General features: G+C 59.9%; 20 protein-coding genes and 1 tRNA gene. 6 read left to right on the top strand and 15 right to left on the bottom strand.

Features of this window, described 5'->3' with window-relative positions; all coding sequences use genetic code 11:
• The 10 genes from ABD937_RS22650 to ABD937_RS22605 form a co-directional block, all read right to left on the bottom strand.
• A complete protein-coding gene (locus ABD937_RS22650; protein ID WP_345258298.1) occupies nt 1–462 on the bottom strand; it encodes a TPM domain-containing protein in 462 nt (153 codons plus the stop codon).
• 1 nt (nt 463) lies between these two features.
• Nucleotides 464–1,114: a LemA family protein gene (locus ABD937_RS22645; protein WP_345258297.1), complete on the bottom strand. Its 651-nt coding sequence runs from the start codon at nt 1,112–1,114 to the stop codon at nt 464–466.
• Between the two features lie 243 nt (nt 1,115–1,357).
• Nucleotides 1,358–2,554, bottom strand: coding sequence for a phosphoglycerate kinase (locus ABD937_RS22640; protein WP_345258296.1), 1,197 nt, complete (start codon nt 2,552–2,554; stop codon nt 1,358–1,360).
• A 136-nt stretch (nt 2,555–2,690) separates the two neighbouring features.
• Nucleotides 2,691–3,701, bottom strand: coding sequence for a type I glyceraldehyde-3-phosphate dehydrogenase (gene gap, locus ABD937_RS22635; protein WP_345258295.1), 1,011 nt, complete (start codon nt 3,699–3,701; stop codon nt 2,691–2,693).
• Between the two features lie 315 nt (nt 3,702–4,016).
• Complete coding sequence (locus ABD937_RS22630; protein WP_345258293.1) at nt 4,017–4,418, bottom strand: SPW repeat domain-containing protein; 402 nt, start codon at nt 4,416–4,418, stop codon at nt 4,017–4,019.
• A 201-nt stretch (nt 4,419–4,619) separates the two neighbouring features.
• A complete protein-coding gene (locus tag ABD937_RS22625) occupies nt 4,620–5,006 on the bottom strand; it encodes a hypothetical protein (protein ID WP_345258292.1) in 387 nt (128 codons plus the stop codon).
• Nucleotides 5,007–5,105: 99 nt separating this feature from the next.
• Nucleotides 5,106–5,177: transfer RNA gene (locus ABD937_RS22620), tRNA-Glu, on the bottom strand.
• 141 nt (nt 5,178–5,318) lie between these two features.
• On the bottom strand, nt 5,319–5,906 hold the full coding sequence (locus ABD937_RS22615) for a DUF4136 domain-containing protein (protein WP_345258290.1): 588 nt from the start codon (nt 5,904–5,906) through the stop codon (nt 5,319–5,321).
• A 228-nt stretch (nt 5,907–6,134) separates the two neighbouring features.
• Nucleotides 6,135–7,535, bottom strand: coding sequence for an MBL fold metallo-hydrolase RNA specificity domain-containing protein (locus ABD937_RS22610; protein WP_345258289.1), 1,401 nt, complete (start codon nt 7,533–7,535; stop codon nt 6,135–6,137).
• A 232-nt stretch (nt 7,536–7,767) separates the two neighbouring features.
• Nucleotides 7,768–8,265 (bottom strand): PaaI family thioesterase, encoded by a 498-nt coding sequence (locus ABD937_RS22605; protein WP_345258288.1) that lies wholly within the window; start codon nt 8,263–8,265, stop codon nt 7,768–7,770.
• A gap of 430 nt (nt 8,266–8,695) precedes the next feature.
• Between ABD937_RS22605 and ABD937_RS22600 the strand changes: the two genes are divergently transcribed.
• Nucleotides 8,696–9,547, top strand: coding sequence for a DUF6263 family protein (locus ABD937_RS22600; protein WP_345258287.1), 852 nt, complete (start codon nt 8,696–8,698; stop codon nt 9,545–9,547).
• A 292-nt stretch (nt 9,548–9,839) separates the two neighbouring features.
• Here the strand turns inward: ABD937_RS22600 and lysA are convergent, their stop codons facing one another.
• Nucleotides 9,840–11,054 (bottom strand): diaminopimelate decarboxylase, encoded by a 1,215-nt coding sequence (gene lysA / locus ABD937_RS22595; protein WP_345258286.1) that lies wholly within the window; start codon nt 11,052–11,054, stop codon nt 9,840–9,842.
• A gap of 370 nt (nt 11,055–11,424) precedes the next feature.
• Nucleotides 11,425–12,588 (bottom strand): SMC-Scp complex subunit ScpB, encoded by a 1,164-nt coding sequence (scpB, locus tag ABD937_RS22590; protein WP_345258285.1) that lies wholly within the window; start codon nt 12,586–12,588, stop codon nt 11,425–11,427.
• A 244-nt stretch (nt 12,589–12,832) separates the two neighbouring features.
• Here scpB and ABD937_RS22585 point away from each other — a divergent pair, with 244 nt between their 5' ends.
• Nucleotides 12,833–13,282 carry a hypothetical protein gene (locus tag ABD937_RS22585; protein ID WP_345258283.1) on the top strand — a complete coding sequence of 150 codons (450 nt, stop codon included), beginning with the start codon at nt 12,833–12,835 and terminating at the stop codon, nt 13,280–13,282.
• A 69-nt stretch (nt 13,283–13,351) separates the two neighbouring features.
• Here the strand turns inward: ABD937_RS22585 and atpG are convergent, their stop codons facing one another.
• The gene (gene atpG, locus ABD937_RS22580) at nt 13,352–14,227 is read right to left on the bottom strand and encodes an ATP synthase F1 subunit gamma (RefSeq protein ID WP_345258282.1); all 876 of its coding nucleotides are present in this window, start codon (nt 14,225–14,227) and stop codon (nt 13,352–13,354) included.
• Nucleotides 14,228–14,386: 159 nt separating this feature from the next.
• The gene (locus ABD937_RS22575) at nt 14,387–15,580 is read right to left on the bottom strand and encodes a fibronectin type III domain-containing protein (protein ID WP_345258281.1); all 1,194 of its coding nucleotides are present in this window, start codon (nt 15,578–15,580) and stop codon (nt 14,387–14,389) included.
• Nucleotides 15,581–15,781: 201 nt separating this feature from the next.
• Here ABD937_RS22575 and ABD937_RS22570 point away from each other — a divergent pair, with 201 nt between their 5' ends.
• Nucleotides 15,782–16,756: a carboxypeptidase-like regulatory domain-containing protein gene (locus ABD937_RS22570; protein WP_345258280.1), complete on the top strand. Its 975-nt coding sequence runs from the start codon at nt 15,782–15,784 to the stop codon at nt 16,754–16,756.
• A 74-nt stretch (nt 16,757–16,830) separates the two neighbouring features.
• On the top strand, nt 16,831–17,877 hold the full coding sequence (locus ABD937_RS22565) for a serine hydrolase domain-containing protein (RefSeq protein ID WP_345258279.1): 1,047 nt from the start codon (nt 16,831–16,833) through the stop codon (nt 17,875–17,877).
• Between the two features lie 228 nt (nt 17,878–18,105).
• Here ABD937_RS22565 and ABD937_RS22560 read toward each other — a convergent pair whose 3' ends face one another.
• Complete coding sequence (locus tag ABD937_RS22560; RefSeq protein ID WP_345258278.1) at nt 18,106–19,146, bottom strand: S41 family peptidase; 1,041 nt, start codon at nt 19,144–19,146, stop codon at nt 18,106–18,108.
• A gap of 169 nt (nt 19,147–19,315) precedes the next feature.
• On the opposite strand from ABD937_RS22560, the gene ABD937_RS22555 reads away from it, so the two are divergent.
• On the top strand, nt 19,316–20,377 hold the full coding sequence (locus ABD937_RS22555) for a sensor histidine kinase (RefSeq protein WP_345258276.1): 1,062 nt from the start codon (nt 19,316–19,318) through the stop codon (nt 20,375–20,377).
• Nucleotides 20,374–21,081, top strand: a complete 708-nt coding sequence (locus tag ABD937_RS22550) for a LytR/AlgR family response regulator transcription factor (protein ID WP_345258275.1) — start codon at nt 20,374–20,376, stop codon at nt 21,079–21,081. The genes ABD937_RS22555 and ABD937_RS22550 overlap by 4 nt, the downstream gene beginning before the upstream one ends.
• Nucleotides 21,082–21,341 lie beyond the last annotated feature (260 nt).

Genomic DNA, 21,341 nt, shown 5'->3' with positions numbered 1-21,341 from the left:
TTAACTGCCGAAGACGATGTCGTCGGGCAACTCGTTTTTATCCGAGGCGTGATCGTAGGGGAAATACTGGTGCAGGGCTTCGCCGAGGGCGTCGATGCCGCCGCAGATGCCGCTTACGAGGTGGTCGTGGCGGAACTCTTCGAGCATCCGGGCCACTACCTGCTGCCAGTAAGCAGTGCCCACCTTGGCGTGGATGCCGGCATCGCCGTATACGGCGGCCTGGTGGTCCTTAAGGGCGAGGTAGAGTAGCGTGGCATTGCGCTCGGCGGTGCGCTCCATCCCGAGCTGCAGGAAGATCTCCTGTGCGCGGTCCGACGCGTCCATGTAGCGGCAATGGCTTTCCACGAAGAGGCGCACCTCACCGGAGGTCCGCTGCTCGGCGCGGCGGATGGCTTCGATGAGGAGCGCTTTTTCTTCCTCGCTAAAGAACTCGGTCTGCTTTTTCCAGGGAAACAGGTTCATATCAGCGGGTTACAGTGTCTACCTGCACGCGGGGCGCCGGCGGGTTGTTGCTGGTGGCCCCGTTGTCGAAGTCGACGCGTGGTGCATTCTGCGAGCCCGGATCGGCCTGGAAGCCCTGGCGGGGATGGAAGCCCATGGCGCCTGCGAACAGGGCTACAGGGAACCGGCGTACACTCAGGTTATAGCTTTGCACCGCTTCGTTGAAGTCGTTGCGGGCTACCGTAATGCGGTTCTCCGTGCCTTCGAGCTGCGTCTGCAGGTTGCGGAAGGCCTCGTTGGCGCGCAGGTTCGGGTATTGCTCCACCGACACGAGCAGGCGGCTAAGCGAACCGGAGAGCTGACTTTGGGCCTGCTGGAAGCGCTCAATGTTTTCCGGGGTCAGATTCTCCGGGTTGATCTGCATCGACGTCGCCTTGGCGCGTGCGTTGATCACGGCTTCCAGCGTCCCGCGCTCGAAATTGGCTTCGCCCTGCACGGTGCGCACGAGGTTCGGGATCAGGTCGGCGCGCCGCTGGTATTGCGACTGCACATTGTTCCAGACCTTCTTCACGTTCTCATCCTGGCCTACGAGGCCGTTGTATTGACCGCAGCCCCAGAACAGAAGGAGGAGCAGTATTCCTAAAATGATCAGAAGAGGCATCGAGCGTCTCATGGACTTAAGTTTTGTTTTAAAGTTACTAGTTACCTGCAAATTGTACACCAGAACGGATGAGCTGCCCCTTCGGCATCCTTCGGCAAGCTCAGGATGACAAAGAGGCAGCGTTCGTGAGGCGTGAAGCGTCAGGCGTGAAGGGGCCATTCATTAAGACCAGCCATTCATTCCATCCATCACAGGGCGATGTGTTCTAACGGTAGAAGCAGAATGTACCCTTGTCATCCTGAGCTTGTCGAAGGATTACGCTTTCACCGCCGCAATACCCGGCAGCTCCTTGCCCTCGAAGAACTCGAGCATGGCGCCGCCGCCGGTGGATACGTAGCTTACTTTATCGTTGTAGCCGAACTGGTTGACCGCAGCTACGGAGTCGCCACCGCCTACGAGCGAGAAGGCGCCGTTGGCTGTAGCTTCGGCAACGGCCTTGGCTACCGCCTTGGTTCCGTGCTGGAATTTCCCCATCTCGAACACCCCCATCGGGCCGTTCCAGAGAATCGTCTTCGAGGCATGGAGCACCTTGGTGAACATATCACAGGCCAGCGGACCAATGTCGAGGCCCATCCAGCCGTCGGGGATATTGACGCTGAGCGACGAGGAGATCTCCGCGTCGGCGGCAAACTTGTCGGCGATGATGGAGTCGGAAGGCAGGTGAATGGTGACGCCTTTCGCTTCGGCTTTTTTCAGTAGCTCACGCGCAGTGTCGATGCGGTCCTCCTCGCAGAGTGACGATCCGATCTTGCCGTCCATCGCTTTGAAAAAGGTATAGGCCATGCCGCCGCCGATGATGATATCGGTAGCGCGGTCGAGCAGGTTTTCGATGATGAGGATCTTGTCGCTCACCTTGGCGCCGCCGATGATGGCCGTGAAGGGCTTCTCCGACGCGTTCATCACTTTCTCGGCGCTTTTCACCTCACCTTCCATCACGGTACCGAAGAGGCGGTTGCCGGCGTCGAAGTACCGGGCGATCACGGCCGTGGACGCGTGGGCGCGGTGGGCCGTGCCGAAGGCGTCGTTCACATATACGTCGCCGAGCTTGGCGAGCTTCTGTGCGAAGTCGGTGTCGCCCTTTTCTTCTTCTTTATAGAACCGGAGATTCTCCAGCAGCAGCACCTGCCCGGCCTGCAAAGCGCCGGCCTTCTGCACGGCCTCGTCGCCGATGGAGTCGCCGGCAAACTGCACCTCCGTGCCCAGGAGCTCCGAGAGATGCGCCACCACGTGCTTCAGCGAGTACTTCTCCGCAGGGCCTTCTTTCGGGCGGCCGAGGTGCGACATCAGGATCACGGAGCCGCCGTCGGCAAGGATCTTCCTGATCGTGGGAAGCGTGGCGCGGATGCGCGTATCGTCGGTGATGCGAAAGGTCTCTTTCTCCAACGGCACGTTGAAGTCGACGCGGATCAGCGCCTTACGGCCGGAGAAATTATAGTCTGAAAAGGTTGCCATAACAAAGGTTTACGTGTGGGAATCAAAAGTAAGGTACCGCGCCCTTCGATTGCCCGGCACCGTAAAAGAAAAAGCCCTTTGCCTCCGCTTCGCTGCGGCATGACAAAAGGGCTTTGGAATGAGGCTATCGGAGTGATTACTTATCGATGAGGCCAGCGAAATGCTGCACGGTGCGCACGAGCTGCGACACGTAGCTCATCTCGTTATCGTACCAGCTTACGGTCTTCACCATCTGCACGTCGCCGTTGGTGATGACTTTCGTCTGGGTACCGTCGAACAGGGAGCCGAAGTGGATGCCGATGATGTCGGTAGAGGTGATCTCGTCTTCCGTGTAGCCGAAGCTCTCGTTGGCGGCAGCCTTCATGGCAGCGTTGATCTCTTCGATAGACGTCTTCTTTTCAAGAATGGTCACGAGCTCGGTGAGGGAGCCCGTGATGGTGGGCACGCGCTGTGCGGTGCCGTCGAGCTTACCTTTCAGCTCGGGGAGCACGAGGCCGATGGCCTTGGCCGCGCCGGTGCTGTTGGGAACGATATTGGCGGCAGCGGCGCGGGCGCGGCGCAGGTCGCCTTTGGGGTGCGGGGCGTCGAGGGTGTTCTGGTCGTTGGTGTAGGCATGGATGGTGGTCATCAGGCCCGACACGATACCGAAGTTCTTCTGGAGCACCTGGGCCATCGGGGCAAGGCAGTTGGTGGTGCAGGAGGCGCAGGAGATCACGGTCTCGGAGCCGTCGAGGATGGCGTGGTTCACGTTGAACACAACGGTCTTCACGTCGCCCGTAGCCGGAGCGGAGATTACGACACGCTTGGCGCCGGCGGTGAGGTGTGCCTCGGCCTTGGCCTTGTCGGTAAAGAAGCCGGTGGATTCGATCACCACGTCCACTTCGTGCTGGCCCCAGGGAATCTGTGCGGGGTCTTTCTGGGCGTAGATCTTCACCTCGTGACCATTCACGACGATGGCGTTCTCGGTTGCCTTCACGTCTTCGTTAAAGCGGCCCTGTGCCGAATCGTACTTGAGGAGGTGCGCGAGCACGGCGGGGCTGGTGAGGTCGTTGATGGCCACGACGTCGATGCCCTGCATGTTATGGATCTGGCGGAACACCAGGCGGCCGATGCGTCCGAAACCGTTGATGGCAACTTTTACTGACATATGCTAAGTGTTTAAGTTGATTAATGCGGGGCGAAGGTAAGGAGTAACGGTTTATTGGTCTATTGGTCTATTGGTTTATTAGTAAAGGGTCGTTTACGGTCGGACATTCTTTATAGGCGCGAGCTTTCCGGAGCGTGTAGTGGTAACGAAAGCAGGTAATCTTTCGCTTAGGTTCCTGCCGCTCTTCAACTTCGCCATTCCTTGTTCGATATTCCTTGTTCCCTGTTCCTTATTCGATATTCTCAAAAACAGGAATAGCCCCGGTCAGGGGGCTATCTCCATTTTGTGGCCATGGGGCCGGTATGTACGTTCTTCTTAGTGAGCCATTGTATGGCGATGATGCCCGTGGTGGCGATGCTCGGCGCGCTCGTTCGAAGGGTGCGTCTTCGTCATGAGCGACGCGCCTACTTCAGCGATACCCAGCACGAGGTGGGGCATATAGACGTAGTCGCTAAATCCGAAGATCCAGGGCGAGGCCGCCAGCAAGATACCGCTCATAAGGTCGAGGCCCAGGTGCGTCCGCATCGAGAGGGTGCGCGCCGCGCCGAGCTCATAGTCGGTAAACAGGCTATACAAGATGGCGCCGGCACCCAGGATCACGGGGATCCAGGTTTCCGCACCGCCGGCAGCGAAATCAAATATCCACGGTGCCGCGATCAGCAGCACACCCATGAGGTAGTCGAGGTAGCCATGGGTTTTCGTTCCTATCATACGCATAACATTCCGATTTGATCCGTGCTTGATTTTCCAGAAACCGTGCCACCACCGGTACCAAGGCTGTGCTCAAAGCCGTGCGCACAGCCCGCTTCCGTAGAAAACAGCAATCGTTTTACAGGTCCTTTAACACTTGGTCACCGCATAAAAAATCCCGCCTGCGGCGGGATCGGTATGTTATTTCTACAGGTAACCGGCAGCGCGTCAGCGTGCTCCTGCAGCCAGGCGCTGCTCGGCTTCCTTGCGTAAACTGTCGGTGCTGCGGCGGCGCTCCCCGGCCCAGGCAAGTTTGAAGGCGGCCGTGTCGACACCCTTGCGCGCCAGCCAGGCGCTGCAGGTCTGGTAGGCAAGCGTACTGCGGTCGGCAGAGTCCACAAGGAGGATGGCTTCACGAGTGGCTTCACGCACGTTCGTCCCTGAGTCCTTCACGAAAATGGAAAAGGTCTCCTTTTCGAGTTCAATGCTGTCGAGTTGCCGGCGCGTGAGTCCGCCGCCGCCGGTGCAGCCGCACATCGACCAGACGGCCAGGACCGGGAGCAGCGACAGGGTGACACGGATCAGCGTAGCGGGAAGGGGTGCATTTCGATACATAACCATGGATTGACGGGAGTAAAGATACCGGTTTGGCCCAAAGACGGGCGGCCCGAAAGGGCACAAAAAAAGCCCTGCAAAACCTGCAGAGCTTCTTTGTACCGCGTACGGGATTCGAACCCGTATCGCCTCCGTGAAAGGGAGGTGTCCTAGCCCTTAGACGAACGCGGCATTTTTAAGAACTGTCCCGTTGTTTTCGGGAGTGCAAAGATAGGAGCCGCATCCATTTCTCCAAAAATAATTTCAAAAAAAATCCCGGCATCTCCTGATCGGGGATGCCGGGAAGTTGCATTGATTCTGAGCGAACCGATGTTAGCGGCTGGCCACATCGAATTTACGGAAAATGTTGCGTACCGCCGATTGGATCTCCCTGCTCGTCAGGTTGCGGCTGTTCACCTGGTCGGTGGTCCAGCCTTGCCAGATCGTTTTGTCGGTCTTCGCGTCGATCATCCGGATCGTTACGGTGCCTTCGCGGATCTCGCGGGGGGTCTGGTCGTAGCCCAGGAGCTGCGACGGCAGGTACACGGGCACATAGCGGCGCGTGTAAGGGTTGAAATACCAGCGCGTGCCCGGGTTCGAGTACACCGGCGTGTTGCTGCTTTGCAGGCCCTTCTCCACCACTACGTCGTAGGTGAGGAGCACGTCGGGACGCTGCTTCGACTCCTTCCAGCCCGCCTTCTGCAGCTCGCTGTTGACGGCGCTGATAATGTTGCGCTCGGTAAGATCGGATACGGGTGCTTTTGCCGAGTCGCCCTGCGATTCGCGGGTGTCCACCCAGGTAAATGAACGGTAGCTGTCCAGGTTGGCAGCGGGGTCCTTCTCGATGTGGGCCGCGGTACCGCATCCCGCGAGCAGGGCACCGGCGAGGGCCAGCACACCGAGTGTTCGTGCATGTTTCATAGGTTGTTGCTCCTTTGTTTAGATCAGCTTATAGACGGCAAAAAGGGTGCGGGTATTTCAAAGGAGACGTTAAGATTCGTGAAGCGGGAACCGGGAAGCGGGAAGCGGTAAACGAAGAACGTCCCGCTTTGCGGGACGTTCTTCGTATCTGGCGTCAGCATTGCCGATTACCGATTGCCGATTGCCGACAGGCGTCAGCATTGCCGATTCTCGATTCCCGATTGCCGATCACAGACCGATCTCGTAATGCTGATCCGGGACCACCACATCCTGGAAGCCCTTGGACACGAGGCGCTGCTTGAAGGCCTCCTGTACGTTGTACTCCCCGTGCACGAGAAACAGTTTCTGCACGCCCCGCGGGTCCTGGCCCGAAAGCCACTGCGAGAGGTCCTCGTAGTCGCCGTGGGCGCTCATGCTGCGGATGGAGCCGATCTCGGCGTGCACCTCGTGGCGGATCCCGTAGATGCCGACCTCCTTCTCTCCTGCCATAAGGCGGCCACCGAGCGAGTTGGGCTCGCAGTAACCCGTCATGAGTATCGTGTTGTGCGAATTCTCGATGTTGTTGGAGATGTGGTGCTTCACACGGCCCGCTTCGGCCATGCCCGACGCCGAGAGGATGACACAGGGCTGATCGAAGTAGTTCAGCTCCTTCGACTCCTCCACCGAGCGGATGTACTTAAGCCCCTTGAACTGGAAGGGGTCATCATCCTGCTGCATCACTTTCTGGATGTTGCGGTTGAAGTAGCCGGGGTATTTCTTGATGACCTCGGTGATGGAGGTACTGAGCGGACTATCGAGGAAGTAAGGCACGGGGGGCAAGCGGTTCTCGAGCTCGAGCTGATTGAACGCAAACAGGAGCTCCTGGGTGCGACCGAGGCTGAAGGCCGGCATAATGAGCTTACCCCGTTTCTGAAAGCAGGTATGCTCGATCCAGTGCAGCAGCTGGTCAACGGTGGAATGGACGTTGTCGTGCAGCGAGTTGCCATAGGTGGATTCGAGGATGATGCAGTCGGCCTGGTCGAAGGGGGCCGGCGAGCGGAGGATGACGTCGCGGTAGCGGCCGAGGTCTCCACTGAAGGTGAGGCGGTACGTGCGCGCGCCTTCCTTGATGCGCAGGTGCACGCAGGCGGAGCCGAGGATATGGCCGGCATCGGTGAAGAGGCATTCCACGTCTTCAAGGATCGGGAACCATTCGCCGTAGGGCCGCTCGGTAAACCGGTCGAAGGAGGCACGGGCATCGTCGAGGGTGTAGAGCGGCTGCAGGAGCGGCTTGCCCTGCGCCTTGCTGCTCTTGTTGTGGGCCTTCACGTCATTCTCCTGGATCTCGGCTGAATCCTCCAGGAGGAGACGCGCCAGTTCGGCCGTGGCATCGGTACAGAAGATCCTGCCGGAAAAGCCGTCGTGCACGAGGCGCGGAATGAGGCCCGAGTGGTCGATGTGGGCATGCGAGAGCACGAGCACGTCCACTTCTGCCGGATCGAATCCCCAGCTTCGGTTGAGGGGATCTGTGTCCTTACCCATGCCCTGGAAGAGGCCGCAGTCGAGCAAAATCTTCTTTCCATTCTTGAGGGTCAGCAGGTGCTTGGAGCCCGTTACCGTGCGCGCGGCGCCATGAAATGCAATCTTCATATCCGTTCCTGTTTTGTGAAAGAAAGGTAAGCGAAAACGGAGCCGGAAATTGAGGAGTTTGAGGTTTGTAGTTTGAAGCTTGCAGTTGCCAGGCCCTCCAGATGCCAAGGACAACGGGCCTATTCAGTCGGCCCGGCGAACCATCTCACCACCCGATTACCCCTCCCTCGACAAGCTCGGGATGACAAGAGTCCTTTGTCAGGCTGAGTGACGCTGAAGCCAGCACATGATCTCATGGCTTCTTCGCTTTGAACGACCAGGTGAAGCGGAACTCGGCCACGGTTTCGCCGGCACCGTTGCGGCCGGTGCTGGTGCAGGTGATCGTTTGTCCTTCGCCGGTAGCCTCCGCCCGGTCGATGGCGGCCGAGATGGCGGCACCGTCGGCGCAGGTAAAGAACGTAGGGCCGGTGGCTTTCTTGAAGAATTGCGCGTCGCAGCCAACCACCAGCATGGAAACGGCCGGGCGCCGCTTCCAGACCGGGGCCATGCAAAGCGCGCCGGTGCTGAGCTCCGCTCCCATGCTCAGGCAGGCGAAATACGTGGAGCGGAAGGGGTTCTGTGTAAACCATTTAAAGGGCACCCGCACGGTGCAGGCCGCTTCGTCGAGCGCGGTAATGCGCAATCCCGAGAAATAGGCCGCCGGCAGCTTCGCCAGCAAAAAGAGCCGGAACTTGAGCGGGTGGCGGGCAAGAGACCGGAAGGCGTCGGCTTGGGCGGGAGTCTGCGGCATGAGGTTTATTGGTTTATTGGTCTATTTGTTTATTGGTCTATTGGTAAGGGGTCGCTTAAAGAGCGGAAGTCATTGCGAGCGCAGGGTACCGAAGCCTTGGGACAATCTCCCCCGTTACCGAGAGTGATCGCAGCTGGCCTTGTTGTATCTTCCTCAGTTCATCTTCCCGCTCACCCGCTCACCCGCTCACCCGCTCACCCGCTCACCCGCTCACCCGCTCACCCGCTCACCCGCTCACCCGCTCACCCGCTCACCCGCTCACCCGCTCACCCGCTGACGGCAATTTACCCGAATTCGAAGCGCAACCGCCCCGTTGGTATCGTTCTTTTGACTATTTCGTGTGCGCAGCAAACCTTTTGGTGTAATGAAGCGTCTCGATTGGGAGAAAATCGGAACCTTTGTTTCACCAACAATCACTCAATCAACCATAATGAAAAAAATCTTCCTCGTGGGCGCTCTTGCCCTCAGCCTCGCCGGCCAGGCCCAGAAAGTAACGGTAAAACCCACGTTTACCAAAGGCCAGAAACTCGAACTGGTGACCAAGGCCAACACCGTGATGTCGATGGAAATGATGGGCCAGTCGATGGAAAACAAGATCGACGCCACCATTACCCGCTCCTTCGACGTCGAGAATGCCTCTGAATCGGGCACCAACCTCGAGCACAAAATCAAGCGCCTGCAGATGAGCTTCAGCTCCCCCATGGGTGCGCAGAACTTCGACAGCGAGAACGAGGCCGACATGAAGGGAGAAGGCGGCAAATCGGCGGAGAAGGCCCTCAAGAACAAATACACCCTCACGCTCGACGGCAACGGCAAGATCACCAACGTGAAGCTCGACGACCAGAACAGCAACACGGAAGAGAGCTCGGGTATGCTTTCCGGCGCCATGGACCAGCTGGGCGGCGGCGGTGCTGTGCCGAAAGTAGGCACCAGCACCGAGCTGACGCTGCTTCCGGCAGAGGGCGTCGCCAAGGGCGATACGTGGGCGGACACTGCCAAAGGCCAGAAATCCAACTACACCGTTTCCGATATCACGGGCGACGAGGTGATCGTGAAGTTTACCAGCGAAGGCAAGACCGAGCGCAAGCAGGAGGCACAGGGCATGGAAATCGTCATCAACTCCGTTGACAAGACCAGCGGCACCATCCGCATCGACCGCAAGACGGGTATCATGAAGGAGCGCGTGAGCACCACCGACTCCGAAGGCACGATGGAAGTGATGGGCCAATCGGTACCGATGACCACGAAAACGCAGGTGACCACCACGGTGACCACGAAATAAAAAGACCGGTTCGTAAAAACAAAGCCCTGACCAAACGTCGGGGCTTTGTTTTAGAATATCGCCGGAATTTCGAATATCGAACACAGAATGATAAATTCCGAATGCTGTGCTCCTAGCTCCAAAGCAGGCGGCAAGTTATGTAACGGGTAACGGGTGCTATTGACAAAACATAATCCCATATTGACACCCGATGTCCCTATTTCCTGGAGCAATGCCCTGACAAGAAACGCCCTGCATGTTGCAGGGCGTTTCTATTTCATCATTCTTCATTCGTTGTTCATCATTCGATATTCTACAACACTTCCACCTGGTTGCGGAGCAGGTCTTCGAATACGTCGCGCTTGCGGATCAGGTGAGCGGCGCCGTCGAGCACCAGCACCTCGGCAGGCTTCAGGCGGGAGTTGAAGTTTGACGCCATCTCGAAACCATAGGCGCCGGCATTGTAGAAAACGAGCACATCGCCCTCGCGCACCTCACTCAGCGTGCGGTCCCAGGCAAAAGTGTCGGTTTCGCAGATATGCCCCACCACCGTATAAATGCGGGGCGATCCGGCCGGGTTGCTCAGGTTTTCGATGCGGTGGTAGGCCTCGTACATCATCGGCCGGATGAGGTGGTTGAAGCCGCTGTTGACCCCTACAAAGACCGTAGCCGTTGTTTGCTTCACCACGTTACACTTCACCAGGAAATAGCCGGCCTCGCTCACGAGGAACTTACCGGGCTCGAACCAGACTTCGAGGTCCTTGCCGTTCTCGGCCTTGTACTGCGCGAAGGCGTCGCCCACCTTTTTGCCCAGGGCGGCCACGTCGGTGCGCACGTCGTCTTCATGGTAAGGCACCTTGAAGCCCGACCCGAGGTCGATGAACTCGATCTGGGGGAAGTGCTCCGCGATGCCGAACATCACCTCGAGGCCGGCCAGGAACACGTTGATGTCCTTGATGTCGGAGCCGGTGTGCATGTGCAGGCCTTTCACGTTGAGGCCGGTGGTCTTTACAATGCGCTCGATGTGCCGCATCTGGTGCACCGAGATGCCGAACTTGGAATCGATGTGGCCGGTGGAGATCTTGTAGTTGCCGCCGCCCATGATGTGCGGGTTGATGCGGATGCAGATCGGGTACGCCCCCCCGTAGCGGTTGCCGAACTGCTCGAGGATGGAAATGTTGTCGATATTGAGGATCACACCGAGGGCGCGGCCCGCGTCGATCTCGTCGAAGTCGACGCAATTGGGTGTAAAGAGGATGCGGTCGGGTGTGAAGCCGGCCTTGAGGCCCAGGTGCACCTCGTGGATGCTGACGCAGTCGAGGCCGGCGCCGAGCCCGTTGATGAATTTAAGAATGTTGATGTTGGTGAGCGCCTTGCAGGCATAAAAGAAGCGGGCCTTCACCGCCGAGAACGCGCCGGACAGCGTGTCGTATTGGTCCTTGATCTTCTCGGCATGGTATACGTACAGCGGAGTGCCGAACTCCTTTGCGAGGCCGATCAGCTGCTCGCGGGAAAGGGATTGAGACATGGCGCGAAGTTAGTGAAGGGCAGGAAGAAGGCATGTTAAGGAGAAGAAGAGTTTTTTACCGCTAAGAAAAGAAGAAGCTAAGGTATTCGCTAAGGGGTGCATATCAGGGGCAGTCTTTACTCCGGCCTATATTTCATAACCACGAGGCATCTCGTCGAATTCACTTCTATGTTCGTTATTGGTAATTTCCTGTTGAATTGCTCTGCAAAAGGATCGGAGCAACGGCCAATCACAGTCGCTCCGAAAAAATCGGAAAGCTGAACGCACGTACCGAAATAAAAAGCCCCGCGTGAGCGGGGCCATTTTCTTTGCGAATACCTTAGCCACTTCTTTTCTTAGCGGTTAGAATCGCTTATTTACTTCTTCTGCCTTATGGTGCATCCGGAATGTCCTTATTCGCCGGGGAGTCATCATCCGCGAGCGGGTCGTCGCTGTCGGGCTTGCCCGAGCCGAGGTCGGCCGGGAGCGCGCCGTCGAGGTCGTCGGTGGTGAAGATGATCTCGTCGCTCGTTTCGTCGATGCGGATCTCCTCCTGCTCGTCGTCGGGGAAGTCTGCTTCACTGAGCTCTTCTTCCTCCAGGGCGGTGGCATCGGTACCGGAAGCATCATCTTCCTCCTTTTCTTCCTCGTCCGCCAGGTCATCTTCGGTGGCGGCCTCGGGGCTCGACGTCGCCGCGGCAGCGCTGCTGTCGTAGGTATCCTCGGAGCCCTCTGGGGACGTGTGCTCCGGGACATTATCGTCGCCGGCTTCGCTGCCGCCTTCGTCCGTACCGTCGCCACCGGTTGCAGGGGCTGCAGGCTCGTCGCCGATCACCTCGCCGGTGGCTTCGTCCACTACCTTACCATTGATGACGGTTTGCTGCGGCAGGGCCTCATCAGAGGCACCCGTACCCGGCTGCTCCTCGATGAGCTCGCCGTCGTCGGTGACGGCAAGGCCGGAGGTATGGAAGTCTTCGGGATTGATAAGGGTGGCCTGTACGGCCTGCTCGGCCAGCACCTCGCGGATCTTGGGCAGATCGCTCGGCGAGTTGATGCCGAAGTAATCCATAAAGCTCTTGGACGTCGCATATACCAGCGGGTGACCCGGCATCTTCTCGTTGCGGCCGGAGATCACGATGAGCTCCTTCTCGAGGAGTTTCTGCACGCTATAGTCCGACGACACACCGCGGATGGTCTCGATCTCACCCTTGGTGATGGGCTGCTTGTAGGCAATGATGGCCAGCGTTTCGAGGGCCGCCGCCGACAGGCGCTTCAGGAACTTCTCGCCATTGAGCTGGGCCACGGTCTTGTGGAATTCCTTCTTGGTGAGAAACTGCCAGCCGCCGCCGCTCATCCGCACTTCGAAGGGGTAGAACTCGGAGCTGTATTTCTCCACGATGCCCTCCAGGGCGGCGGTGACCTGCTCTTCGAGCACCTTGTCTTCCATGAAGCCGAAGGCCTGGTTGATCAGCTCGGTGATCTCCGCGGGCATCAGCGGCTTGTCGGATGCGAAGATCAGCGACTCGATATGCGGAATGAGGCTTGAGATTTCCATAAGGACAGCGAAAGTACAAAAAAGGCCGGGAAGGGGTGGGAACAGCAGAACAAGGAACAGGGAACAAGGAATTTCGAAGTGAAGGTAGAAAAGAAGCGCTTCTCCTTTTTCCCGGGGGTGCTGGTGCCTTGCCTTATCCTTTCGGTCCCGGTTTCTTCCGCCCTGTCCCGCAAACTTTATGGCGCCGGGTGCAACGCTCGCTGAAAGCCTGTTGTCAGCAGTACGGACCCAATACCTTTGCGCGATGAGGTTGCTGTTATCGATCCTGCTGGCACTCCCCCTACTGCTTGGCTCCTGTAAAAAGGAAGAGGAAGAACGCCCTGTTTATGAGATGTCCCAGTTCGTTGGGCGCTGGCGGATGCACAGCCATACGTCTACCGAGGCCTATCATTGGTATGGAAGCTCTTCCCCAGGCACCTCGCTGTTTGCCGGCAGCAATGCCTGCGCCGCCAACAACTCCTTCGACCTGAAAGCCGACGGATCGGCCGTGATCGGCATCTGCAGCACCTCCTGGGCCACCGCGCAATGGAAGCTCGATTGGGACATTCTCTACTATCGCCTCAACGGCTCCGATCCCTGGATCTCGCTCGGCCGGGTATTCGAGCGCACCGACTTCGCGTTCACTACTACCATATCCCAGCAGGCGCCTACCGGCAACATGACCACCGTCAATGCGCGGTTTTTCCCCCACTAAAAGAAAGAGACGCACATCGTGCGCCTCTCCGTTCGTTATTCGATATTCCTTGTTCGCCATTCGATATTCCTAGCCTTGCAGCGCCGCGGCGCCCGACACGATCTCGGTAAGCTCCGTCGTGATGGCGGCCTGGCGGGCGCGGTTGTAGGAGATCTTCAGGTTCTTCAGCAGCTCGTTGGCGTTCTCGGAGGCCTTGTCCATGGCCGTCATGCGGGCGCCGTGCTCGGAGGCGTTGGCATCCAGCACCGCCTTGAACAGCTGCGTGTTGAGGATTTTGGGCATCAGCTCGGCGATGAGCTCTTCCTTGTTCGGATCGAAGATGAAGTCGGCACGGGCGGCCTTGTTGCCGGCGGCCTGCTCGGTTTTCTGGATCGGGAGGAAGGGCTCGCTCACGAAGCGCTGGGTGGCGGCATTCCTGAACTCGCTGTAGATCACTTCCACGGCGTCGAACTCGCGGTTGAGGTAAGCCTGCACGGCGGCCTGCGCGGCAGCCTGCACACCTTCAAAGGAGAGGTTGAGGAATACGTCCTTGAAGCGGTCGCTTACGTTGTAGCCGTTTTTCTGGAAGTGCTCGTAGCCTTTTTTGCCCATGCTCCAGATGGTGACGGGCTTGCCTTCGTACTTCTCGCGAAGTACCTGCTTGGCAAGCTTGATGACGTTAGCGTTGTAGGCACCGGCGAGGCCGCGGTCGGACGTGATCACGATCAGCAGCACGCGCTCTACGGGGCGCAACTGGGCGAGGGCGTTGCCGCCTTCCACCTCGGTGGAGCTCACGATGTTGCTCAGCATCTCCTGCAGCTTGCGGGCATAGGGGCGCATCTGCTGGATGGCGTCCTGGGCGCGGCGCAGCTTGGCGGCGCTTACCATTTTCATTGCCTTGGTGATCTGCTGGGTGCTCTGTACCGATTTGATCCGGTTGCGTACTTCCTTAAGTTGACCTGCCATGAGGAGTTTGAAGTTTGTTGTTTGAAGTTTGCGGTGATTGCGCTATTAACGCTCAACCGCTGAATTCGGCCGCAAAAGTAGGGCATGATGGGCGGAATTCCCGGAAAAAAGGCATAAAAAAGCCGCCCCGGAGGGCGGCCTGGTGAAGCATTTCGAAGATCAGCGGGCAACGACGAGACGCACCGAGCGGGCCTTACCGCCCTCGTACACGACAGCATGGTAGAGCCCGGCCGGCAGGTCGGACACAGCCATTTCGTTCCTGCCGGGGCGCAGTACGGATGTGCGGACCGTTTTGCCCTGTCCATCGACGAGCGCCAGGCGGAAACGTCCGGGGGCGCCGGCATGGGCTACATCCACCGTCAGCACGTCGCGAACCGGGTTGGGATAAAAGCGGACGGTGGCGCCTTCCCAGCGGAGCTCGCTGGTGGCGGTGATCACCTGGGTGCGGAAGGTGCTGGGCCAGCCGTATTCGTTGCAGGCCGTACCGACCGTGCGCACCTGCACCTGGTAGTCGGTGCCGGGCTCGAGGCCAGTGAGGACAGTATAGTAGCTGCTGTTGCCGTTGATGGTGAGCGGGGCAGCCCATGTAGCGGCGGTTTCCGGGTCAGAAACCTTCCGGTAGCGGAGCTGGTAGGCAGTGGCGCCGGGAACGGTGTTCCAGCCCACGCTGGCAGTGGTGGTGGTCACGTTGCTGCCGGAGGCTGAAGCGGAGGTCGCGTTTTGGCAGCTCGTGAAAAACTCCACGTTGTCGATCGCCACCGGGTGCTGGCTGCCGGCACCGTTGTTGTCGTTCTCCCATTCGAAGATGATCCGGATGCTGCTGCCGGCATAGCTCGTTACATCTACCGGGTAAACGCGCTTGCGCACCCAGGTCGGCTGCGCCGCGAAGCCATGCGGGATAAAGCCGTTGAGGTATTGGCCTGCGACCACCGGGGTGGAGGTGGGACCATGATAAATGCGCAGGCCGTCGGTGACCGCGCCTGAATTGTACGGATCGAAGGTGCCCTCACCTACGTTGGTGGCATCGTACGTCATCCAGAGCATTTTGCTCCCGGCGGGTACCGGCACGTCGATGACGGCGTAAACGAGGCTTCGTGCCGAAGTGTTGTACTGGTGCTGGTAGGGCGCTGCCGGCGAGGAGGAGATATACAGTGATTGCGCTCCGCCGAAGCCAGCCGCCGCGCCGCTGCTGACGACCCACTTATTGGGCTGGTTTCCGTTGACAAGGGTCCATCCGGTGCTGCCGGCCTCGAAGTCGCCGTTGCCCGTGGAGCCGCCGATGATCTGGGTTTGCGCATGCAGGGAGAGGGAGGCCGCGAGCAGGGCCGCGGCAAGCGGGTAGTGTTTTCTCATGTGTTAGCTTTCGTAGTTAAGGCCGCAAATATAGAATCAATTGATATGTATTCTTGTCTCTATATAAAGTATTTATGCCACTATCCGCGTACCGGATAACTACAGACGGCCCATGGATCGCCAAAGTCGCTGCCCGCGGCCCGGAAGCAAGCAGCTAATGACCGCCCCGGGCTGTCTGTTCATTATACCAACACTGCTTCGATGCCCCGCACGATCCAACTGCAGCTTCCTTCGCCCTGTTCCGAAAGCTGGGACGGCATGACGCCGGACGGCAGCGGGCGCTTCTGTGCCTCCTGCCAGAAAACGGTCACCGATTTTACCGCGATGAGCGACGCCGCCATCGCCGCCTACCTCGCACAGCAGTCCGGACCGGTGTGCGGCCGCCTCTACCCCGACCAGCTGAACCGGCCCATGGCCGTGCCCCGCAAGCCGTTTCCGGGCCTGCGTCACCTCGTAACGGTGCTGCTCCCGGCATTCCTGCTCTCGCTCAAGTCGACTGCCCAAAACAACGGCAACAGGGTGGCGGCGGCGCAATCGCCCCGCCCGTCCAAAACACCGGCGGCGGCGCCCATAACCGTTACCGGAACCGTGCGCGATGAGCGCGGCGCACCGGTGCCTTCCGCTACCGTGCAGGCCGGGCGCGGCACGGTGGTCAGCGCCGATGCGGAGGGCCGCTTCTCGCTCACCGTTGCCGCCGGTGCAACGATCCGGGTCACGTCGGTCGGGTTTCAGGAAACCAGCGTTAGCGCCGTAAGTGGCGATCCGCTCGAGGTGGTGCTCCAGCCGGCAGCGGGCGAGCTGAACGAAGTGGTGGTACAGAGCTACGGTCAGCGGCGGGTGGGCCAACTCATCATGGGCGGCATCAGCAGCGTGGGTGTGCGTACGTTGGCCCCGGAAGGCACCACCCGTACCGGGTTCAAGGCCTTTCCGAATCCGGTTATCTCCGGCAATATCCTGAACATCCGGCCCGAAGGACTGGAACCCGGCAACTACGACCTGCAACTGATCACCATGTCGGGACAACTGGTGCACCGCGGCAGCGCTGCATACGGCGGCAAAGGCGCCGCCCCGATGCCGCTGCCCCTGCCCGGGGTGCTCGCCGGTAACTACCTGCTGCGCGTCGTGCACCAGCGCAGCGGCAAGGCCTTCACAGAGCAATTGGTGGTGCGGTATTGAACCGTTGCCCTGAACCAACTGTCAGCCAGTATTGTTATCGCTTACACCGCCGAACGATCGCGGCGCCCCCCAACATGCGCTACCTGCTTCTCTTCCTGCTGCTGCTCTCCTGCCCCTCCTTTGCCCAGAACGCCACCTATGCCGAGGTCGTACAACGCTTTGCGGCCAGCCGGCACTTCCAGGGCGTGGTACTCGTGGCCACCGGCGGGCGTATCGAGCACCTGCAGTCCGTAAGTCCGTCCGACCCCGCGCGTGGCCCTTCGCTGCGTGCCGATACCCGCTTCCCCATCGCTTCTATCACCAAAACGTTCACCGCCATACTGATCCTGCAGCTCGCCGAGGAAGGACGCCTCCGGCTTGATGCGCCGCTGGCCGAATACCTGCCCGCATACCGGCGCCCGGGCACCAACGCCATCACGCTGCGACACCTGCTGACCTACAGCTCCGGTATCCCGGCAACGGCAGCCATGGAAAGCATGGAACCCTACCGGCTGCCGCTCTCACCCGATTCCTTCCTCGCCCGCTATGGCAGCGGCGCACCGGAGTTTACACCCGGTACGAAGTCGGTATACAGCAATGTGGATTATATCCTGCTCGGACGCGTGGCGGAAGCCGTTACCGGGAAGCCCTATGCGGAGTTGGTTGCCGAGCGTATCCTCCGGCCAGTCGGTATGCACCATACCGGTATGCTGCATCCGGCAACACTTCCGCCGGGCCTCGCGTGGGGCTACAGCTACACCGACAGCACGAAGACGTTCAGCGCCGATGCGCCCTATGCGGCGGAGAATTATTTCTCGGCAGGCGCGCTTTACTCCACGGCCGAAGACCTGTACAAGCTCGATCGGGCACTGTTTGCCGGATGGCTTCTAAAGGCCACCTCGGTAGCCGAGATGATCCGCCCGAACGCGGCCCTGGGGAATGCCGGACTCGGATTCTGGCATAGCAGCGGCTGGGGCGCCATCGGTGAGCCCTATGTCTACCGCCCGGGCGGCATCGGCGGCAACACCGCCAACTGGATCCACCTTATCGACAGCGATCGCTGTTTCATCGTGCTGAGTAATACGAACGCGACGAATTTGTTCGAGCTTTCGCAGGAGTTGTACAAGGCTTCCGGGAAGTGATGTGCAAATGGGATAATGGGATAATGGGATAATGGGGTGATGGGGTAATGGGGTGATGGCGCTGGCGTTCCGTTCCTTTTTCCTTGTTCCTTTGTTCCCTGTTCCCTGTTCCTTGTTCCTTGTTCCTTGTTCCTTGTTCTTCCCCCCATGGCTGAAGCCATGGGCTGGTTCAATTCGAAAACCCACGGCTGAAGCCGTGGGCTGGTGGCGTCAACCGTTCCCTGTTCCCTATTTCCGCACGCGCTGCTGCCGGTCGAGCCAGCGCACCGCGGCCTTTATTTTCAGATCCTTTGAGCGGTCGAACAGGTCGTCGCCACCCGTCACTTCGATGTCGGGGCGCACCTCTTCGGAGAAGAGGGTGCCGTGCACATTCCGCGTGAGGCTTTCCGCGAGCACGAGGGCGTTGTCGGTACCCGGCAGCAGGAAACCGTTGTTGGCCGTAACGTATCCCGACGTGCGCTCGCCGATGAGCACCGTGCGCGGGCGCGACGTGAAGTTGATCGCCAGCTGCTCCGCCGATGAACCGGTGACGGGCGAGATCAGCACCGCCACCGGGAGCCGGGAGAGGTCGCCGCAGCCGCGGGGAGCTGCCAGCACGATGGAGTCGCCGTGGTTGCCGTGCACCGTTACGCGTCCGCCGCGGATGGCAAAGACCCCGATGCGCTCGCCGCGCCCGTTGACGCCTTCGCTGAGCACCCGGTTGCCGTAAACGGCTGCCAGCCCCTGGTTCATGGGGTGACTATTGCCCCCGCCGTTGAGGCGCAGGTCGATGATGATACCGCGGGTGCCAGGCCCGATGTTCTTACAGAGCGAGTCGGAGATCTGCCGCGCATAGCGGTTCATGTCGGCTTCGGTCTGCCTCCCAAAAAAATGAATGCTGATGTAGGCGTACCGGCCAGCCACAACGCCATTGTATAAACGCGGTCCTTTCCGCAGCGCCGTGTCGAGGCCGGCGCTCCAGCTACGCTTCGTACGGGTGACGCCCTGGTTGTGGTGCGACGAGTCGTTGACCGTGATCCAGCCGTGCTTGTCGCCGAGCTGGTCGAAGGCCCAGGCAAGAGCCGGGAACGCATCGCGGTGCGTACGGGCGCCAGCGGTCATTTGCTGCACGCGGCCCCGGATGGCGGGCCAATCCAGTTTGTGGCTGTTGAAGCCGCGGTGCTCCATCACGTTCAGGGCACTGTCGACAAGGAGCTGCACGGAGTCGGGCACCTGGGCCGAAGCGGCCGTGGCGAGGAGGAAGAAGGCAAGGAAAAGTCGCTGACGCATTGGGAAAGATTTACTGCAAAGACCGGGAAGCGGATGAAGGTAGGGCATCCTTTTTCGATCAACGCATCGTGGGCCGGGCCCAATACAAGGCCCTTATGTTGAGCGAGAAAAACCGCATGTTTGGCGAGAAAAACGACCCGTCGCCGGGCCGGCGCACTTAATTTGCGCCATGTCGTTCTTCCCAGCTACCGCCTTCCTGCGCCACCGCGACCGTCTTGCCGAAGGAGCGTTCCTGGCCGTGCTGACGGTGCTCGTTCCCATGGCCATCGGCGTGCAGCTGTACACCGACTTCTCCTTCACCGCGAGCCTCGTGCTGGTGAACCTCCTGCAGGTGCCGGCCATCGCGCTGCTGTATCGCTGGTTCCTGCCCCACACCCTCATGCGCCGTCGCTGGGCACTGTTCTTCGGCGGCCTTCCCGTATATATACTGATCTACGAGGTTAACACCCGGGCCGGCTCCTGGATCGTGCGCCACCTCCCGTTTGTGCCCGAAGGCTACCGCGGGAACCTCGCATCCGCCAACCCGGATTCCATACCGCCCCTGCTGCTGCAGAACCTCGACTACACCCTGCTGATCCTGCTCTCCGCGATCGGTTTCCTGTTTGTGCTCGAGTCGTTCCGGCGTCAGCATACGGTAGACCAGCTGCAGGCCGACAAGCTGCGCCTCGAGCTGGAGGGCCTGAAGGCGCAGGTGCAGCCGCACTTCTTTTTCAACACGCTCAACAACCTCTATGCGCTGAGCCTGCAGGGCTCTCCCAAAACGTCGGTCACCATTGCCAACCTGTCGGGTATCATGCGCTACGTGCTCTACGAGGCGCAGCAGGCGCAGGTGCTGCTGGCCAAAGAGATCGCCTTCATCCACTCCTACCTCGACCTGGAGCGGATCCGCCATGCCGACGAGAACGCGATCCAGTTTACCGTACAGGGAACACCGGAGGGGCGCCTCATCGAGCCGCTCCTCTTCCTGCCGCTCATCGAAAACTGCTTCAAGCATTCGCTGCAGCAGGGCATAGCCGGCAACCGCGTGCACCTCGTGCTGAGCATCTCCGACGACGAGCTGCTGTTCCAGACCAGTAACGCAACAGCACCCGCCGGGAGCCGCGCCGAGCCCGGCGGCATCGGGCTGCAGAACGTGCGCAAGCGGCTGGCGCTGCTTTATCCCGGCCGCCACGCGCTCGACGTGGCCGACGTGAATGGCCAATTTACCGTTACTTTAAGCCTCCAGTTATGAAGATGCGTTGCCTGATCGTGGATGATGAGCCGCTCGCCCGCCAGCTGATGGCCGGGCACGTGCAGCAGGTAGCAGGGCTTGAGCTCGTCGGCACCTGCGCTACCGCCCTCGAAGCGTTCGCGCACCTGCACCGGGAGCCCGTAGATCTACTGTTCCTCGATATCCGCATGCCGGGCATCGACGGGCTTTCGTTTCTGCGCTCGCTGAAGGCCCCGCCGAAGGTGATCTTCACAACGGCCTACGCCGAGCACGCCGTGGAAGCCTTCGAGCTTGAGGCGGCCGACTACCTGCTCAAACCCATTACCTTCGAGCGCTTTCTGCGGGCGGTGCAAAAGGTACTGCCCCGGAAAGAAGAAGCGGCCGCCCCTCCTCCCCCGGCGGCGCCCGCGGCCGACGCCCTCTTCCTGAAGGTGAACAAGCGGCTCCTGCGGGTTGCCTACGACGACCTCCTGTACCTCGAAGGACTCGGCGATTACATCAAGGTCTATACCCCGAAGGAAGTGCACGTATCCTACCTGACGCTGGCCAGGGCCGAATCGCTGCTGCCGCCGGCGCTCTTTGTGCGGGTGCACAAATCCTACATCCTCAACCTGCAGCACCTGCGCTTCGTAGAGGGCAGCCTCGCCCGCGTGGGCGACGCCGACATCCCCATCGGAAGCACCTACCGAGAGGCATTGCTGCAACGGATCCAGCCGGGGGGATAATGTGCTAATTTGCTAATGGGGTAATGGGGTAATGTGCTGGAAGTCGTCTCAAAGTAACGGTCACCCTGCAGTGACGTGAGGCGTGAGCCGTGAGGCGTGAGCAGGGACTCACCGACGGTGGCTGATGTCCTGCTGACACCTGACGCCTCACAGCCGGACCCGCCCCGGCGGGGCCTCATGATGGATAGCGCAGGAATCAATTAAAAGGGGACCGCAAATGAGGTAGTCAAGAAAGCGGTCCTTGCTTCCCGAGTCGCATG

It is taken from the genome of Flaviaestuariibacter amylovorans (assembly GCF_039541815.1).
Classification (GTDB): domain Bacteria; phylum Bacteroidota; class Bacteroidia; order Chitinophagales; family Chitinophagaceae; genus Flavisolibacter; species Flavisolibacter amylovorans.
Note: the sequence above shows the minus strand (reverse complement) of the source record. Positions and strands in the feature narration are given on the sequence as shown.

Excerpts from the sequence above, each read along its gene's own strand:
- ABD937_RS22650 (WP_345258298.1), bottom strand. The coding sequence starts at position 462 with ATGAACCTGTTTCCCTGGAAAAAGCAGACCGAGTTCTTTAGCGAGGAA.
- ABD937_RS22645 (WP_345258297.1), bottom strand. The coding sequence starts at position 1,114 with ATGAGACGCTCGATGCCTCTTCTGATCATTTTAGGAATACTGCTCCTC.
- ABD937_RS22640 (WP_345258296.1), bottom strand. The coding sequence starts at position 2,554 with ATGGCAACCTTTTCAGACTATAATTTCTCCGGCCGTAAGGCGCTGATC.
- gap (WP_345258295.1), bottom strand. The coding sequence starts at position 3,701 with ATGTCAGTAAAAGTTGCCATCAACGGTTTCGGACGCATCGGCCGCCTG.
- ABD937_RS22630 (WP_345258293.1), bottom strand. The coding sequence starts at position 4,418 with ATGCGTATGATAGGAACGAAAACCCATGGCTACCTCGACTACCTCATG.
- ABD937_RS22625 (WP_345258292.1), bottom strand. The coding sequence starts at position 5,006 with ATGTATCGAAATGCACCCCTTCCCGCTACGCTGATCCGTGTCACCCTG.
- ABD937_RS22615 (WP_345258290.1), bottom strand. The coding sequence starts at position 5,906 with ATGAAACATGCACGAACACTCGGTGTGCTGGCCCTCGCCGGTGCCCTG.
- ABD937_RS22610 (WP_345258289.1), bottom strand. The coding sequence starts at position 7,535 with ATGAAGATTGCATTTCATGGCGCCGCGCGCACGGTAACGGGCTCCAAG.
- ABD937_RS22605 (WP_345258288.1), bottom strand. The coding sequence starts at position 8,265 with ATGCCGCAGACTCCCGCCCAAGCCGACGCCTTCCGGTCTCTTGCCCGC.
- ABD937_RS22600 (WP_345258287.1), top strand. The coding sequence starts at position 8,696 with ATGAAAAAAATCTTCCTCGTGGGCGCTCTTGCCCTCAGCCTCGCCGGC.
- lysA (WP_345258286.1), bottom strand. The coding sequence starts at position 11,054 with ATGTCTCAATCCCTTTCCCGCGAGCAGCTGATCGGCCTCGCAAAGGAG.
- scpB (WP_345258285.1), bottom strand. The coding sequence starts at position 12,588 with ATGGAAATCTCAAGCCTCATTCCGCATATCGAGTCGCTGATCTTCGCA.
- ABD937_RS22585 (WP_345258283.1), top strand. The coding sequence starts at position 12,833 with ATGAGGTTGCTGTTATCGATCCTGCTGGCACTCCCCCTACTGCTTGGC.
- atpG (WP_345258282.1), bottom strand. The coding sequence starts at position 14,227 with ATGGCAGGTCAACTTAAGGAAGTACGCAACCGGATCAAATCGGTACAG.
- ABD937_RS22575 (WP_345258281.1), bottom strand. The coding sequence starts at position 15,580 with ATGAGAAAACACTACCCGCTTGCCGCGGCCCTGCTCGCGGCCTCCCTC.
- ABD937_RS22570 (WP_345258280.1), top strand. The coding sequence starts at position 15,782 with ATGCCCCGCACGATCCAACTGCAGCTTCCTTCGCCCTGTTCCGAAAGC.
- ABD937_RS22565 (WP_345258279.1), top strand. The coding sequence starts at position 16,831 with ATGCGCTACCTGCTTCTCTTCCTGCTGCTGCTCTCCTGCCCCTCCTTT.
- ABD937_RS22560 (WP_345258278.1), bottom strand. The coding sequence starts at position 19,146 with ATGCGTCAGCGACTTTTCCTTGCCTTCTTCCTCCTCGCCACGGCCGCT.
- ABD937_RS22555 (WP_345258276.1), top strand. The coding sequence starts at position 19,316 with ATGTCGTTCTTCCCAGCTACCGCCTTCCTGCGCCACCGCGACCGTCTT.
- ABD937_RS22550 (WP_345258275.1), top strand. The coding sequence starts at position 20,374 with ATGAAGATGCGTTGCCTGATCGTGGATGATGAGCCGCTCGCCCGCCAG.